We start from the raw sequence: 14588 nt of genomic DNA, 5'->3' as shown, positions 1-14588 counted from the left end.
AAGGCGGTGTTCAAACGGAGGAACCTCTTAACTGCGGCCGGTATCCTTTTTATATACTTCGTAGTTTATGCCTTGCAGTCCATGGGGATGATCAGCAAGTTTCAGGAAATCAACTTGATGATGCTGGGCATTAACATTATCCTAGCCGTCAGCTTAAATTTAATCGTCGGGTTTACCGGCCAGCTGGCCCTGGGACATGCCGGTTTTATGGCCGTGGGCGCTTATGTGGCCGCAGTCCTTACCATGAAGCTCCATCAGCCCTTTGCCCTGGCTATTGTCTGCGGTGCCCTGGCGGCCGCCGTAGCAGGAATCATCATTGGTCTACCCACTTTGCGTTTGAAGGGCGACTACCTGGCCATAGCCACCCTGGGTTTCGGCGAAATTATTAAAGGTATGGCCAATAATATCGAGTATATAGGCGGTGCCGCCGGTCTAATCGGCATTCCCCGCCTGACCAATTGGACCATATTATACGTCATGATGGTAATCACCATTGTGGTTATTGTCAATTTTTTAAACTCTACCCACGGGCGCGCCTGCGTGGCCATCCGTGAAAATGAAATTGCCGCCGAAACCATGGGTATTAATACGACCTATTATAAGGTTATGGCCTTTGCCCTGGGAGCCTTTTTCGCCGGAGTGGCCGGCGCCCTCTATGCCCATTATTTTTACCTCATCCAGCCCACCTCCTTTACCTTTTTTCGCTCCTTTGACGTTCTGGTAATGGTAGTTTTCGGAGGCCTGGGCAGTATTACCGGCTCCATTATAGCCGCTGCGGCCATTACCCTGGTCAACGCCGCCCTTCAGGATCTGGCCGTTTTAAGAATGGTTATTTATGCCGTATTGCTCATCGTGATCATGGTCTTTAGGCCCCAAGGTTTAATGGGAAATAAAGAACTCAGCCTTGGCAATAGGATAGCGAAACGAGGTGCTGCCGGTGGCTCTGCTTGAGACTAGGGACCTGACCATCTCCTTCGGCGGTTTGATGGCGGTGGCCAATGTCAACTTAGCCATCGAGCGAGGTGAACTGGTAGGCCTTATTGGGCCAAACGGAGCGGGGAAAACGACGGTCTTTAACCTTTTAACGGGGGTTTACCGGCCTACCCGGGGGGAGATTGTTTTTAACGGCCGCAATATTGAAGGGCTTAAGCCTTACCAGATTACCCGTCAGGGGATTGCCAGAACATTCCAGAATATCCGTCTTTTTGGGGACCTGAGCGTGCTTGACAACCTGAGGATTGCTTTTCACTGGCACAACTCCTACCGTGTCCTAGATGCCGTTTTGCGCCTCCCTGCCTTTCACCGCAAGGAAAACGAGATCCTTGCCAGAAGTAAGGAGCTTATGCGGATATTTCAGTTGGAGGCCTATCAGGATGAAAAGGCTAAAAATTTACCCTACGGCGAGCAGCGCCGTTTGGAGATCGCCCGCGCCCTGGCGGCGCATCCGCAGCTGCTTCTTCTGGACGAACCTGCGGCCGGAATGAATCCCCAGGAGACCAAAAAACTGATGGAATTAATCGAATGGGTCCGCCGGGAATTTGCTTTGACAATCCTTTTGATAGAACATGATATGTCACTGGTCATGGGAATATGCGAGCGGATTTATGTTTTAGATTACGGCCAGGTTATTGCCGAGGGACCTCCCGCCGCCATTCGTGCCAATGAACGGGTTATTGAAGCATACCTGGGCCGGGAGGTGAACGGCGTTGCTACTCAAGGTTGAAGAACTTAATGTCTATTACGGTGCCATCCACGCCCTTAAGGGGATATCCCTGGAGGTCAACGAGGGGGAGATTGTGACCCTTATAGGTGCCAACGGCGCCGGAAAGAGCACCACCTTAAAAACTATATCTGGCCTATTACGTCCTAGGAAGGGTTCTATTATCTACAAAGGGCGGAATATTGTGGGGCTGCCGGCCCAGGAGATAGTTAAGCTGGGGCTTTCCCAGGTTCCAGAAGGTAGGCGCATTTTTGCCAACCTTACCGTAAGGGAAAACCTAGAGCTGGGGGCCTACGTTCACCGCGATCGCGTAAAAATAAGTAAGGGGCTGGAAGAAGTCTTTGACCGCTTTCCCCGTTTGAAGGAAAGGCAGAAACAGATGGCCGGCACTTTAAGCGGCGGTGAGCAGCAGATGCTGGCTATCGGCCGGGCGTTAATGGCCAGACCCAAACTCATCCTTCTGGACGAGCCTTCTATGGGCCTGGCTCCCATCCTTGTCCAGGAAATCTTTAATATTATCAGGGAAATAAACGAACAGGGGACGACTATTTTACTTGTAGAGCAAAACGCCAATATGGCATTAAGTATTGCCCACCGCGGCTATGTTTTAGAAACCGGTCGCATAACCTTGCAGGGCGGTGCCGGCGAACTGGCAAACAGCGAAGCGGTTAGAAAGGCCTACCTTGGAGGGTAATTGGTTTATGGGGTAAAGGGGTCACCTTGACTTCTGTTTTTCCCGGGCGTATAATGGCCTGGGGGTGGATCGGGCCTGGTGGCCTGCCTGGACTTCAAATCCAGTCGGCGCGTGGGTTAGACCCGGGCGCGGTGGGTTCGATTCCCACACACTCCCGCCAGCAATTGAGGTTTAAAGGGTAAATTTGGAAAGCAAGGGCTTGGAGGTGCAGGCGGTGGCCATTCTGGAAGTTGTGATAGCACCCCTGGGCACTGGCAGCACCAGCATCAGCCATTATGTAGCCGACGTCCACAGGCTGCTGGCGGCGACGCCGGATATTAAATATCAATTGACGCCCATGGGAACAATTATAGAAGGGGAACTGGACGTTTTATTTCCTTTGCTGCGCAAGCTCCACGAAATCCCCTTTGACAGGGGCGCCCTTCGTTCCATGACCCTTATCAGGATCGACGACAGGCGCGACAAAGAACTTACTATGGAGGGCAAAGTTAAATCTGTGGCAGAAAAACTCGGTTGCTGTTAACTTTACAATGAAATGTTGAACAGTTATAATGTATATCATGAGTATTTGAAAAATCCAGCAGGAGGTGAACCGGGTGGTCGCCATTACCAAGGAGATGAGCATCACCGAGGTCGTCAGCAAATACCCCCAGACGGTGCCAGTTTTTATGGAACACGGTATGGGCTGTCTCGGCTGTGCGGCGGCACGTTTTGAAAACATTGAGCAGGGGGCCCGGGCCCACGGCATCGACGTTGACAGACTGATAGCTGATTTAAATAAGGTCGTTAATAAAGGAACCGGGGAATAAAGGTGATTGTTAGGAATCGCTCTTTATAATAAATAAAGGGCGATTTTTTTATAGGAGGGTTTTAAATCATGGGATGCGGGGCGGAGCGTACCTTCTGCGAGCTTATCGTCGCTTTGTCCAACATTCTGGATGTAGAAGAAAATACAAAGCTTTATCATGCCTGGCGCGTGGCCTTGGTGGCGGGAGAAATGGCGCGAAAGGTATTACCCGAACAGGCAAACCTGGTTTTTTATGCCGGTTTGCTGCACGACATTGGCGGCATGGGCCTGGATGATCATCTGGTACATATTATCCTTAAGGGAGATGGGGGAAAAAATCCAGAAGTCAGGGCCCATCCCCAGAAGGGCGCGGACATAGTGGCGGCAATCCCCGGACTTGGCGAGGAAGCGGCGACCATGGTCCGCCAGCATCACGAACGCTACGACGGTTCAGGCTACCCCGCGGGTTTGAAAGGCAAGGCCATCGATCCCGGGGCCCTTTTGCTGGGCCTGGCCGATGAATTCGATCTGGTTTTGCGCGTACTTCCTGGTCGCCCCTGGTCCACCGTCAAGGAGACCTTGCAAAGAAGGATCGGGGGAGCCATCCCGGCTGAACTGGTAACCGTCCTCGATAAAGTAATGTCCGGCGGCCTCTTTGACGAAGTCGCCACCCTTCCCGCCCTGGAGTTAAAGATGTTTCACACCATTTTAAACTTACCGCCGGTGAATTTTAATATAAATGAGCCGATGATGATTACTATAAACCTTTTTGCCCAGATTATCGACGCCAAGCATACCTACACGGCCGGTCATTCCCGGCGCGTCGCCAGTTATGCCATGAAGCTAGGGCGCTGCCTCGGGATGGACGACGAGGGGATACAACGCCTGGAGATAGCCGGCCTCCTCCATGATTTTGGCAAGATTGCCGTCCCCCGGGCCATTTTAGACAAACCTGGCCGCCTAGACGAACGGGAATGGGAAATCGTACAGCAACACCCGGGACGGACCATAGAGCTGCTGAACGGGGTTACAAGCCTCAAAAGTTTAGCCCGTGACGCCGGGCTGCATCACGAGCGCTACGACGGTAAAGGCTATCCCTACGGCCTGAAGGGGACTGAGATCCCCCTGGGGGCCAGGATTATAGCTGTGGCCGATGCTTTTGATGCCATGACCTCCCGGCGGCCGTATCAACCCACGCGGACCTTTGAAGAAGCCTTGGCCATGTTGGCAAAGGGGAGTGGTATTCAGTTTGATCCGGCGGTAGTGGCCGTGGCAGACTGCCTCTTACATAATTAACGGTGGTGAGGTCAGTGCGTTCTTTAGCTTTAAAAATTACCGTGAATTTTATGGTGCTGCTTTTTTTAAGCCTGACGGCGGCCGGCGTTTTTTTGCGCCAGGCGGTAAAAAGCGTCCTTGATGGGGCTGGCCTCACGCCTTCCCAGGTAAATACGGCGGCGGGACACCTGGAAGGGATTTTGCTGCTATCGGCCGTGGCCATCGTCGTCGTTATGGCCGTGGGCACCTTTCTAATTTCCAGAGAAATCATCATGCCCCTCAGGGCCCTCCTGCCTTTAACCCGACGGATTGCCGAAGGCGACCTGGAACAGCGCCTGGAAGTGCAGAACCATGACGAAATTGGCGTGTTGAGCCATCATCTCAACGTAATGGTGGAAACCCTCAGAAACACATTGCGGGAAATTGTTGAAGAACGCAATAAAATCCAGGCCATTATCGCCAGCATGGGCGACGCTTTGTTGACCGTAGATCAGGTGGGGCGGATCATGCTTTTAAACCCGGCGGCAGAAGCTATGCTGGGAAAAAAGGAAGAAGAAGTGGTGCGGAAATATTTACTGGAAGTAATCCGCAGCCACGAAGTCGATAAAATGGTTAAAGAAATCATCGCCAGCGGCGAACCAAGGGAAATTGAAACGCGCCTGTTCCCGACCACCAACCAGTTTTTTAAAATCAACGGCTCGCCCATCATCAGCACCCAAAAAAGGGTGGTAGGAGCGGCCCTCACCATCCGCGACATGACCGCCATGCGCAGACTGGAAAAAATGCGGACGGAATTTGTGGCCAACGTCTCCCATGAACTACGAACCCCCCTTACTTCCATTAGAGGATTTGTCGAAACCCTCCTCGAGGGCGCTATGGAGGATCCCCAGTTATGCCGCCGATTTTTAAGTATTATCAACAAAGAAGCAAGGCGTCTGCAGCAGTTGATTGACGATCTCCTTACCCTTTCCCGTCTGGAGAGCGGCGGTATAGAAAGATCTCGCGGCATGACTGTCTTTAAGCCGGTTTTGGATGGAGTACTGGCCACCGTGGAACACCTAGCAGCGGAAAAAGGGATTATACTGGAAACGGCAATTGCTGAAGATATACCCCCGCTGGCTATGGGGGAGAATTATCTAAGCCAGGTACTGCTGAATTTAATCGATAATGCCATTAAATATACTCCGGCTGGTGGCCGGGTAACCGTTAGAGCGGCCAAAGAAGAAGACGGCATACGGGTGGAGGTGGAGGATACCGGTATTGGCATCCCTGCGGAAAGTTTGCCCCGCGTCTTTGAACGTTTTTACCGGGTTGATAAGGCCCGTTCCCGGGAAATGGGGGGAACTGGCCTGGGTCTGGCCATTGTTAAACATATTGTTGAAGTCCACGGGGGTAGAGTTGGCGTAGAAAGTCGGCCGGGGCAGGGTAGTCGTTTCTTTTTTATCGTCCCGGCGGCAGAAGAAGGAAAAAATTAACCTAAAATTAATCAAGACGCAATTGATTTTTAACAGTAATGAGTTACAATATCATTGAACATGATACCTGAGGTACTCCAATAAGGTGTCCTCTGACCTCCTTTAACATATATATTTCCTTTTAAAGCCCAGAGGTCCTGGGCTATTTTTTTTAAGCAAATTAAAATGAAGGCCGCTCCCCATAGGAGGACCTTCATTTTAAAGAGCCGGCAAGGACCTTCGCTCCGGCCGCCGCAGCTACCCTTCATTTAAAGCAACTGCAACGACCTTTGCTCGACAATCAAAGCTACCGGAAAGGTCCGCCCTCTGACGGCAACCTTGACCGTCTTAGCTCGACCGGCAACCATCCCTAGCGATCTGTCGGCGGCCCTAAAACCGAAGGCAGATCGTTATCAACGGCTGCCGCTCTTCCCGCCGGCCGCCGCCGAGCCTTCAGACCCGACGGCCACCTTTGGCCGAAAATTACCGAGCCTTTTTAAGACCCGATAATTCTCTGGGCTCAGCCCCTGCCGACCCTGGTATTCCTATCTTATCCCGGCCGGCACATGACTATACGCCCGTTGGTATGAATTTTTTGGCATAGTTTGACCAATATAATTTGGCAGCCCTTCCCATCAAAGGACCTAATGGTGTATAATGCCTGGAGGAGGTGTTTTGTTGGCCAAAATAAAGGAGCGTTTTATCTGCCAGGTATGCGGTTACGAAACATGGAGCTACCTGGGCCGCTGCCCTTCCTGCGGCAGTTGGAATAGTTTGGTGGTAGAAGTTGTAGCGGGAGAAATGGTGAAGGGAAGAGGCAGGAAGGAGGCAGTCCCCTCCCTTTTGACGGAAATCGCCGATATTAAGGGTGAGCGTCTGGTCAGTATGCTGGGGGAATGGGACCGGGTCCTCGGGGGTGGACTGGTTCCGGGCTCTTTGATCCTCGTCGGCGGCGCACCGGGCATCGGCAAATCCACCCTTCTTTTACAGGTAGCCCACAGCCTCGCCGAAAGGTACGGCAAAATCCTTTATATTTCAGGGGAAGAATCCCCAGAGCAGGTAAAACTCCGGGCCCAGCGACTGAAGGCATTGAAGGGGCCGATATATTTCCTGGCCGAAACGGATGTCGAAGGTGTACTGGCCGGAATTGAAGGACTGGACCCGGTAGTAGCCATCATTGATTCAATTCAAACAATGTACCTTCCGGCCATCCAGGCGGCACCGGGTAGCGTTTCCCAGGTCCGGGAGTGTGCGGCGCGCTTTCAGCGCCTGGCCAAAAAAGGAGGCACGGCCGTCATCCTCGTCGGCCATGTTACCAAAGAAGGTTTTCTGGCTGGCCCGCGTGTCCTTGAACACTTGGTGGATACCGTCCTCTACCTTGAAGGAGAACGCTACCAGGCCTACCGTATCCTCCGGGCGGCTAAAAATCGCTTCGGTTCGACAAATGAAATCGGCATATTTGAAATGGATGCCCGGGGGCTGAAAGAGGTGGCCAATCCTTCGGAAACCCTTTTAGCCGAACGGCCGGTCGGCGTTGCCGGCTCCAGTGTGGCGGCCTGCATGGAAGGAACGCGGCCTCTGCTGCTGGAAATCCAGGCCCTGGTAAGCCCGACATCCTTCGGCAACCCCCGGCGGCTGACTACCGGCGTCGATTATAACCGTGCCCTGCTCCTTACGGCGGTCCTGGAAAAGCGGGCGGGCCTAAATTTGGCTGGCCACGACGTCTATCTCAATGTCGCCGGGGGCATTACTATAAATGAACCGGCCGCCGACCTGGCTATCTGTCTGGCCATAGCTTCCGGTTTTAAAGACAGACCTGTAGCCCAAGAAACATTAGTTTTGGGGGAGGTGGGTCTGGCTGGGGAAGTCCGGGCCGTAAGCCAGCTGGAGAGACGTATCGAAGAAGCCATCCGCCTGGGCTTTAAACGCTTTATAATACCCGCGGGAAATAAAAGCAGCCTTTTTTCCCAGAATGATTGCGAATTTTATAGCGTGCGGTCGGTGATTGAGGCCTTAGAAGTCGGCCTGGAAATTTAAACCACGGTATAAGATGGGAAGGGAGAGGGAAAATTGAAAAGGAGCAAAGTAAAGAAGGTGAAGGGATGCTTTATCGAGTTGTAAGGGTTGCCATAGCCCTTGCGGCAGGAGGGGGCGGCTTTTACGCCACGCAGCTGGTCCTGGCCGTCTGGCAGCAGAACTGGGGGACGAGCCCCCTGCCTGGACTTAAGTTAACCCTCCTCGGCCTGGTGACCCTGATGGCCGCATTTATAGGATATGTACTGTCGGGGCGTTTGATAGATTTTGTCACCCAGTCGACACGCTGGCTAGAAGGAAGGCTGCAGCGCCTGCCGGCCCAGGATATAGTAAGCGGGTCCTTGGGACTTATTTTTGGTCTTATCATTGCCAATTTATTGGGGGCTTCTTTTTTTCATCTGCCCTTTGTAGGACCCTACATTCCCATGGCCGGCAGCCTTTTCTTGGGTTACCTGGGCTGGAGCCTGGGTACGAAAAGGAAAGACGAGGTCTGGGGGTTGTTTAATCTCATCCCGAGGCTGGGTGGAAGGGAGCGAGACAGGATCAAGGTAGAAGGTGGCAAGGAGGGCGGCAGAAGCGGGGCCAAAATACTCGATACCAGCGTCATCATCGACGGCCGCATCGCCGATATTTTAAAGAGCGGCTTCCTGGAAGGGACCATGATCATACCGTCCTTTGTCCTGGAGGAATTACGCCATATTGCCGATTCTTCCGATCTGTTAAAACGCAACCGCGGCCGCCGCGGCCTCGATATTTTAAATAAAATTCGCAAGGAAATGGGAGTTAGCGTTAAGGTTCTGGAAGTCGACTTTGATGACCTGTCGGAAGTGGACAGCAAACTGGTCCGCCTGGCCCAAAAACTGGGCGCCCCCATTTTGACCAACGACTTTAACCTTAACAAGGTCGCCGAACTTCAGGGCGTAAGGGTTTTAAATATCAACGAGCTGGCCAATGCTGTTAAACCCGTCGTTCTGCCGGGAGAAGAAATGACGGTCCAGGTTATTAAAGACGGTAAAGAGATCGGTCAAGGCGTAGCCTACCTGGACGACGGTACGATGATTGTCGTTGAAAACGGCCGCCGGTATATCGGCCAGACCATTGCCGTGGTAGTGACCAGCGTTTTGCAAACGGCGGCCGGTAGGATGATTTTTGCCCGTCCCAAAGGTCCGGAAAGGAAGGCCGGCTCCAATCACCAGACCCTGGAACGGGGTGAGTACCAGTGCCTTTCTTGAGTTTCATTATAGCCGCCGCCGGACAGGGCCGCCGTATGGGGGCGGGAGGCAACAAGGTCTACATGCCTTTGGGAGATAAACCCGTCCTGGCCTATTCCCTGGCCGTCGTTGAAGCTTCGCCGCTGGTAGATGAAGTTATTATTGTTACCCGCGGGGAGGATATTCACCTCTGCCGGGAAATAGTGGCCGCAGGTCCCTTCCGCAAGGTCAAAGAAATAGTCGCCGGCGGGGAGGAGAGGCAGGATTCCGTTGCCGCCGGTCTTAAAGCGGTAGCCCCGCCGGCGGAATGGGTGGCCGTGCATGACGGTGCACGGCCTTTTTTAAGTCTGGCCCTTTTGGCACGGGTGGTCGACGCCGCCGGGAAAACCGGAGCCGCCGTGGCGGCCCTGCCGGTCAAAGAAACTATTAAACGGGGAAATGAAGAAGGTATAGTAACCGCCACCCTGGTGCGGGAGGGGCTGTGGTCGGTGCAGACGCCCCAGGTCTTTCGCCGGGAATGGCTTGTCGACGCCTACAGCAAAGCGAAGGAAAACGGCTGGACGGCCACCGACGACGCGTCCCTGGTGGAAAAGGCCGGATACCCGGTGCGTTTAGTCTACGGGGAAGAGATAAATATAAAAATCACCACGCCCGGCGATATGATCCTGGCCCGGGCTATCCTGGCGGGTGAATGGAGTTGCGGATAGGCTGCGGTTTTGACGTCCATCGTTTTGTGCCACATCGCCCTTTAATTCTGGGGGGCGTGACGATCCCTCACGATCTTGGGTTGGAAGGACACTCGGATGCCGATGTACTTCTTCACGCCCTGGCCGACGCCCTGCTGGGGGCAGCGGCCCTGGGGGACATAGGCGGCCACTTTCCTCCGGGCGACCCCCGCTACAAAGATGCCGACAGCCTGTGTCTTTTACAAGAGGTTTATCGTATGGTTAAAAGGGCGGGCTATCGCCTGGGCAACGCCGATACCGTCATAATTGCCGAGCGGCCCAAACTGGCTCCCTTTATCCCGCAAATGCGGGAGCGCATCGCTAAAGCCCTGGAGGTCCCCATAGATAGCATCAGCATTAAAGCCACCACTACCGAGGGTTTAGGCTTTACGGGACGGGAAGAAGGGATAGCCGCCCAGGCCTCTGTGCTGTTACTTGACAGCGATGCGATGCCGGCAGTATAATTAATTTGGCTTAAAATTTACAGTTGCAACGGCAATGAGCAGGAAGAGTAGGCGTACCAAGGGTCAACAGAGAGGGGTCGCCAAAGGCTGAAAGCGGCCCTGGATACCGGTCGCTGAAGTGCTCCTGGGAGCTGCAGGACCGAAAGGACAGTAGGTTCTGCCGGTCGGCCCCGTTAAAGGCCGGGGCAAATTGTTGCCCGCCGAGGGGGAGACATTGTCTCCAAACAGGGTGGAACCGCGGCCTTTCGTCCCTGAGGGGATGAGAGGCCTTTTAATTTAGCCGAGGGGGAGGAATTAAGCCGTGTGGCGGCAGCTCAAAAAAGACATTGAAGTCATTTTTCAGCGCGACCCGGCCGCCCGGAGCATTTTGGAAGTAATCCTCTGCTATCCGGGGTTTCATGCCGTGCTGCTGCACCGCATAGCCCATTTCTTTTACAATCACGGCATGAAGCTGCTGGCCAGGTTTATATCCCAGATAAACCGCTTCCTGACCGGTATAGAAATCCATCCGGGAGCCAAACTTGGAGAAGGCATCTTTATTGACCACGGTATGGGAGTGGTTATCGGCGAGACTGCAGAAATCGGTAACAACGTTACCTTGTACCAGGGAGTTACCTTGGGAGGTACGGGCAAAGAAAAGGGCAAAAGGCATCCCACCATCGGCAACAACGTGGTAATCAGCGCCGGCGCCAAGGTTTTAGGCAATATCACCATTGGCGACAACGTTAAAATAGGCGCAGGCTCGGTGGTATTACGGGATGTCCCCGCCAACTGCACGGTGGTCGGGGTACCGGGTAAAGTAGTCGTGCGCAACGGACGTAAAATAGCCGATGCGGAGGTCAGTGAAATCGATTTGCGCCACGACGAACTGCCGGATCCCGTGGCGGAAATGCTCCTCTGCCTGCAGCGGCAGATTCAACGTTTGGAACGAAGGATTGAGGAACTGGAGGCCGGTAATGATGCACCTCTACAATACCCTGACGGGAAAAAAGGAAGAATTCACTCCGTCTGAGCCGGGCCGGGTGCGGATGTACGTCTGCGGTCCTACCACCTATAACTACATCCATCTGGGTAATGCCCGGCCCCTGGTGGTTTTCGATACCCTGCGCCGCTATCTGGAGTACCGTAATTACGAAGTCGTTTACGTCCAGAACTTCACCGACATAGACGACAAGGTGATTAACAGAGCCCGGGAGGAAGGCGTGCCGGCCCTGAACCTTGCCGAACGTTATATCCGCGAATTTTTTAACGACGCCGATGCCCTAAATGTAAAGCGGGCGACCTTTTATCCCCGGGTAAGCCAGCACATCGGCGACATCATCGCCGCAATTCAAGAGCTGATGCGCCGCGGTTTTGCCTATGAGGTCGGAGGAGATGTATACTTTGAAGTAGAAAAATTTCCTGCCTACGGCCGCCTTTCCAAACGCAGCCTGGGCGAGATGCGGGCGGGAGCAAGGATAGAGATCAATGCGGCCAAACGAAATCCCCTGGATTTTGCCCTTTGGAAGGCCGCCGGCATTGATGAGCCCGCATGGGAAAGCCCGTGGGGACCGGGACGACCGGGCTGGCACATCGAATGCTCTACCATGGCCTTAAAATATTTAGGGCCAGGGTTTGACATCCACGGCGGCGGTGCTGATCTCATCTTTCCCCATCACGAGAATGAGATCGCCCAGGCGGAGGCAATGACGGGCTCCACCTTTGCCCGCTATTGGTTGCATAACGGTTTTATTACTGTAAATCAAGATAAGATGTCCAAATCAAAAGGGAATTTCTTCCTAGTGAGGGATATCATCAGCCGTTTTCGCCCCCTGGCCGTCCGCCTGTTTTTGCTTGCCACCCATTACCGCAGCCCCATTGACTTTGATGACGCCGGACTTACAGCTGCGGAAAAGGGCCTGGAACGGCTGGAAAACACCCGTCGGCTTTTAAACGAAACCCGTGGCCGCTTCGCCGGGATGGGGAGCGTGGAGCTAAACTCCAGAGACAAGACCCTCCTCGAACGGATGGAAGAGCTGCGTCGGGAGTTTTTAGAGGCCATGGAGGACGACTTTAATACGGCGCGGGCCCTGGCCGCCCTCTACGAGCTGGCCAGGGAAATAAACGTCTATCTAGGTGGGACGACCCCTCCCAATCCTTTGGCCGTTGACAGGGCGGCCGTCGTTTATGAAGAATTGGGCGGGGAAGTAATGGGCCTTTTCGGCAGCGATCGCCGCCAGGGTGATGAAAAATTCCTCGAGGGTTTGATGGAAATTATTTTAGATATCCGGCAGGAGGCGCGGCGCCGCAAAGACTGGGCTACTGCCGATGCCATACGCGATCGCCTTAAAGAATTGGGGATAACCATCGAGGATACGCCCCACGGCCCCCGCTGGAGGAAGAGTTAAGGAGCTGGCCATGGACAACGTTGCCGGGTTATCGCCCCTGGTTCTGGCGTACATCGGAGACGCCGTGTATGAACTGATGATCCGCACCCATTTGCTCCGCCGCGGTCCCGCCCGGCCGGTACAGTTACACCAGTCCGCCGTAGCCTTAGTGCGGGCCACCACCCAGGCCCGGCTGGTACCGGCGCTGGAAGCCTATTTAACGGATGCGGAAAAGGATATTTTGCGCCGGGGACGAAATGCCCGACCAGGACATATACCGCGCAATGTTTTGCCCGGGGAATATCACTCAAGCACGGCCCTGGAGACTCTCTTCGGCTATCTGTATCTCAAAGGCGACTGGCATCGGCTGGAAGAACTTACGGGGATAATATTCCACCTAGCGGAATCCCGGGAGGGAGAGGAATAAGATGCAGGTTGAACTAATAAGCCATACCCCGGAGCCAGAGCGCCTTGTGGCGGCGGCAGCCCGTCTCTGTTATTCCCCACGGGGGGCCGGCCAGCTCCTTGCGGCAATGTCCCGGGAAGAAGTTGATAAACTGTTGCGCCTTTTAATTTCCCGGGGCCACGACTCTCCCCTGGAGCATATAACCTTTACCTTTGCCATTGAAGGGGTGAGCCGCGTTCTCACCCACCAGCTGGTAAGACACCGCATGGCCTCCTACTCCCAAAAATCCCAGCGGTACGTAAACGAAGACGGCTTTGAATTTATCATACCCCCCAGCATCGCCGCCGTGCCCGCGGCCCTGGCCCGCTATCAGGAATGCATGAAGGTTTTACAAAGGGCATATCATGAATTACAAGAACTGGTGCCCCGGGAAGACGCCCGCTACCTCCTGCCGAACGCCTGCGAAACGAAGCTGGTCTGCACCTTTAACGCCCGCAGTCTCTTCAACTTTTTCCGGCTGCGATGCTGTCGGCGCGCCCAGTGGGAAATAAGGGAGCTGGCCCTGAAGATGAGGGAAGAAGTACGTAAGGTGGCCCCACTAATTTTCAGCTATGCCGGACCTTCCTGTGAGACAGAGGGGGTCTGCTATGAAGGTTCTGCCAGCTGCGGACGAGCGGCGGTCGTGCGCCGGCGTGTCCGGGAGGAAATGTGATGGAAGATATAATCGCGGGCAGGAATCAAGTTAGGGAGGCCCTGCGGGCCGGGCGCGATTTGCATAAGATTCTCATGGCCGAAAGGCTGGAAGGCGAGATAATCGGGGAGATCTTGTCCCTGGCCCGAACTTGCGGCGTTCCCGTCCAGCGGGTAGACAGAAACGTCCTTGACAAAATGGTGGGGGAACGCCATCAAGGTGTTGTCGCCCTGGCCGCCGCCAAAGGTTATGTTGAGGTAGAAGACCTCTTGGCCCTGGCGCAGAAAAAAGGAGAAGCCCCCTTTTTGATTATGCTCGATCAGGTCACCGATCCCCACAACCTGGGGGCCGTGCTGCGCTCTGCCGAAGCCGCCGGGGCCCACGGCGTGATTATTCCCCGGCGACGTGCGGCGGGATTAACTGCCGCGGTGGCCCGTACCGCCGCGGGGGCCCTGGAATACCTCGCCGTGGCCAGGGTCGCCAATCTGGCCCAGACCATCGTAAAATTAAAGGACAGCGGTCTTTGGGCCATTGGGGCAGAGGGTGACGGCGAAAAGTTGGCCTTCGCCAGCGATTTAACCGTACCCCTGGTCCTGGTTTTTGGCAGCGAAGGGCGCGGCCTCTCGCCGCTAGTAAGGAAACGCTGCGACTTTACCATTCGGCTGCCCATGCGCGGTAAGGTTAATTCATTAAATATTGCCGCCGCCGCAGCTGTTTTGATGTATGAAGTCGTCCGCCAGCGATACTGTGGCTCCTTATAA

General features: G+C 54.4%; 16 protein-coding genes, 1 tRNA gene and 1 other annotated feature. All 17 genes read left to right on the top strand.

What is annotated here, in order from left to right; all coding sequences use genetic code 11:
* The first annotated feature begins 6 nt into the window (after positions 1 to 6).
* The 17 genes from MHFGQ_RS13760 to rlmB all read left to right on the top strand — a co-directional run bounded on the left by MHFGQ_RS13760 (position 7) and on the right by rlmB (position 14588).
* Positions 7 to 951 (top strand): branched-chain amino acid ABC transporter permease, encoded by a 945-nt coding sequence (locus MHFGQ_RS13760; protein ID WP_106005328.1) that lies wholly within the window; start codon positions 7 to 9, stop codon positions 949 to 951.
* Positions 938 to 1723 carry an ABC transporter ATP-binding protein gene (locus MHFGQ_RS13755; protein ID WP_106005327.1) on the top strand — a complete coding sequence of 262 codons (786 nt, stop codon included), beginning with the start codon at positions 938 to 940 and terminating at the stop codon, positions 1721 to 1723. The genes MHFGQ_RS13760 and MHFGQ_RS13755 overlap by 14 nt, the downstream gene beginning before the upstream one ends.
* Positions 1707 to 2414: an ABC transporter ATP-binding protein gene (locus tag MHFGQ_RS13750; protein ID WP_106005301.1), complete on the top strand. Its 708-nt coding sequence runs from the start codon at positions 1707 to 1709 to the stop codon at positions 2412 to 2414. Before MHFGQ_RS13755 ends, MHFGQ_RS13750 begins: the two co-directional genes overlap by 17 nt.
* A 60-nt stretch (positions 2415 to 2474) precedes the next feature.
* Positions 2475 to 2574, top strand: a tRNA-Sec gene (locus MHFGQ_RS13745).
* Positions 2575 to 2628: 54 nt separating this feature from the next.
* Positions 2629 to 2937 (top strand): MTH1187 family thiamine-binding protein, encoded by a 309-nt coding sequence (locus MHFGQ_RS13740; protein WP_106005300.1) that lies wholly within the window; start codon positions 2629 to 2631, stop codon positions 2935 to 2937.
* 94 nt (positions 2938 to 3031) lie between these two features.
* Complete coding sequence (locus MHFGQ_RS13735; protein WP_170066261.1) at positions 3032 to 3223, top strand: DUF1858 domain-containing protein; 192 nt, start codon at positions 3032 to 3034, stop codon at positions 3221 to 3223.
* 68 nt (positions 3224 to 3291) lie between these two features.
* Positions 3292 to 4497, top strand: a complete 1206-nt coding sequence (locus MHFGQ_RS13730; RefSeq protein ID WP_106005298.1) for an HD-GYP domain-containing protein — start codon at positions 3292 to 3294, stop codon at positions 4495 to 4497.
* 14 nt (positions 4498 to 4511) lie between these two features.
* Entirely contained in the window at positions 4512 to 5951 is a 1440-nt protein-coding gene (pnpS, locus tag MHFGQ_RS13725) for a two-component system histidine kinase PnpS (protein WP_106005297.1), read from the top strand.
* Between the two features lie 657 nt (positions 5952 to 6608).
* The gene (gene radA, locus MHFGQ_RS13720) at positions 6609 to 7967 is read left to right on the top strand and encodes a DNA repair protein RadA (RefSeq protein ID WP_245907827.1); all 1359 of its coding nucleotides are present in this window, start codon (positions 6609 to 6611) and stop codon (positions 7965 to 7967) included.
* Between the two features lie 65 nt (positions 7968 to 8032).
* A complete protein-coding gene (locus MHFGQ_RS13715) occupies positions 8033 to 9196 on the top strand; it encodes a PIN/TRAM domain-containing protein (RefSeq protein ID WP_106005294.1) in 1164 nt (387 codons plus the stop codon).
* On the top strand, positions 9184 to 9882 hold the full coding sequence (gene ispD, locus MHFGQ_RS13710) for a 2-C-methyl-D-erythritol 4-phosphate cytidylyltransferase (protein ID WP_106005293.1): 699 nt from the start codon (positions 9184 to 9186) through the stop codon (positions 9880 to 9882). Before MHFGQ_RS13715 ends, ispD begins: the two co-directional genes overlap by 13 nt.
* Positions 9867 to 10364 (top strand): 2-C-methyl-D-erythritol 2,4-cyclodiphosphate synthase, encoded by a 498-nt coding sequence (ispF, locus tag MHFGQ_RS13705; protein ID WP_106005292.1) that lies wholly within the window; start codon positions 9867 to 9869, stop codon positions 10362 to 10364. The genes ispD and ispF overlap by 16 nt, the downstream gene beginning before the upstream one ends.
* Positions 10365 to 10389: 25 nt before the next feature.
* Positions 10390 to 10620: a binding site (T-box leader), on the top strand.
* Positions 10621 to 10665: 45 nt separating this feature from the next.
* Positions 10666 to 11376, top strand: coding sequence for a serine O-acetyltransferase (gene cysE / locus MHFGQ_RS13700; protein WP_106005291.1), 711 nt, complete (start codon positions 10666 to 10668; stop codon positions 11374 to 11376).
* Positions 11324 to 12751, top strand: coding sequence for a cysteine--tRNA ligase (gene cysS / locus MHFGQ_RS13695; RefSeq protein ID WP_106005290.1), 1428 nt, complete (start codon positions 11324 to 11326; stop codon positions 12749 to 12751). The genes cysE and cysS overlap by 53 nt, the downstream gene beginning before the upstream one ends.
* Before the next feature lie 10 nt (positions 12752 to 12761).
* A complete protein-coding gene (locus MHFGQ_RS13690) occupies positions 12762 to 13157 on the top strand; it encodes a Mini-ribonuclease 3 (protein WP_106005289.1) in 396 nt (131 codons plus the stop codon).
* Between the two features lies 1 nt (position 13158).
* Entirely contained in the window at positions 13159 to 13848 is a 690-nt protein-coding gene (thyX, locus tag MHFGQ_RS13685; protein ID WP_106005288.1) for an FAD-dependent thymidylate synthase, read from the top strand.
* Positions 13848 to 14588 (top strand): 23S rRNA (guanosine(2251)-2'-O)-methyltransferase RlmB, encoded by a 741-nt coding sequence (gene rlmB, locus MHFGQ_RS13680; protein ID WP_106005287.1) that lies wholly within the window; start codon positions 13848 to 13850, stop codon positions 14586 to 14588. Before thyX ends, rlmB begins: the two co-directional genes overlap by 1 nt.

Origin of the sequence: Moorella humiferrea (genome assembly GCF_039233145.1) — a bacterium.
In the GTDB taxonomy this organism is placed as follows: Bacteria; Bacillota; DSM-521; order Neomoorellales; family Neomoorellaceae; genus Neomoorella; species Neomoorella humiferrea.
Note: the sequence above shows the minus strand (reverse complement) of the source record. Positions and strands in the feature narration are given on the sequence as shown.

What these genes read in the sequence shown, in the direction of transcription:
- MHFGQ_RS13735 (WP_170066261.1), top strand. Translation starts at nt 3,032, where the DNA reads ATGAGCATCACCGAGGTCGTCAGCAAATACCCCCAGACGGTGCCAGTT.
- MHFGQ_RS13730 (WP_106005298.1), top strand. Translation starts at nt 3,292, where the DNA reads ATGGGATGCGGGGCGGAGCGTACCTTCTGCGAGCTTATCGTCGCTTTG.
- MHFGQ_RS13715 (WP_106005294.1), top strand. Translation starts at nt 8,033, where the DNA reads ATGCTTTATCGAGTTGTAAGGGTTGCCATAGCCCTTGCGGCAGGAGGG.
- ispF (WP_106005292.1), top strand. Translation starts at nt 9,867, where the DNA reads ATGGAGTTGCGGATAGGCTGCGGTTTTGACGTCCATCGTTTTGTGCCA.
- cysS (WP_106005290.1), top strand. Translation starts at nt 11,324, where the DNA reads ATGCACCTCTACAATACCCTGACGGGAAAAAAGGAAGAATTCACTCCG.
- MHFGQ_RS13690 (WP_106005289.1), top strand. Translation starts at nt 12,762, where the DNA reads ATGGACAACGTTGCCGGGTTATCGCCCCTGGTTCTGGCGTACATCGGA.
- thyX (WP_106005288.1), top strand. Translation starts at nt 13,159, where the DNA reads ATGCAGGTTGAACTAATAAGCCATACCCCGGAGCCAGAGCGCCTTGTG.
- rlmB (WP_106005287.1), top strand. Translation starts at nt 13,848, where the DNA reads ATGGAAGATATAATCGCGGGCAGGAATCAAGTTAGGGAGGCCCTGCGG.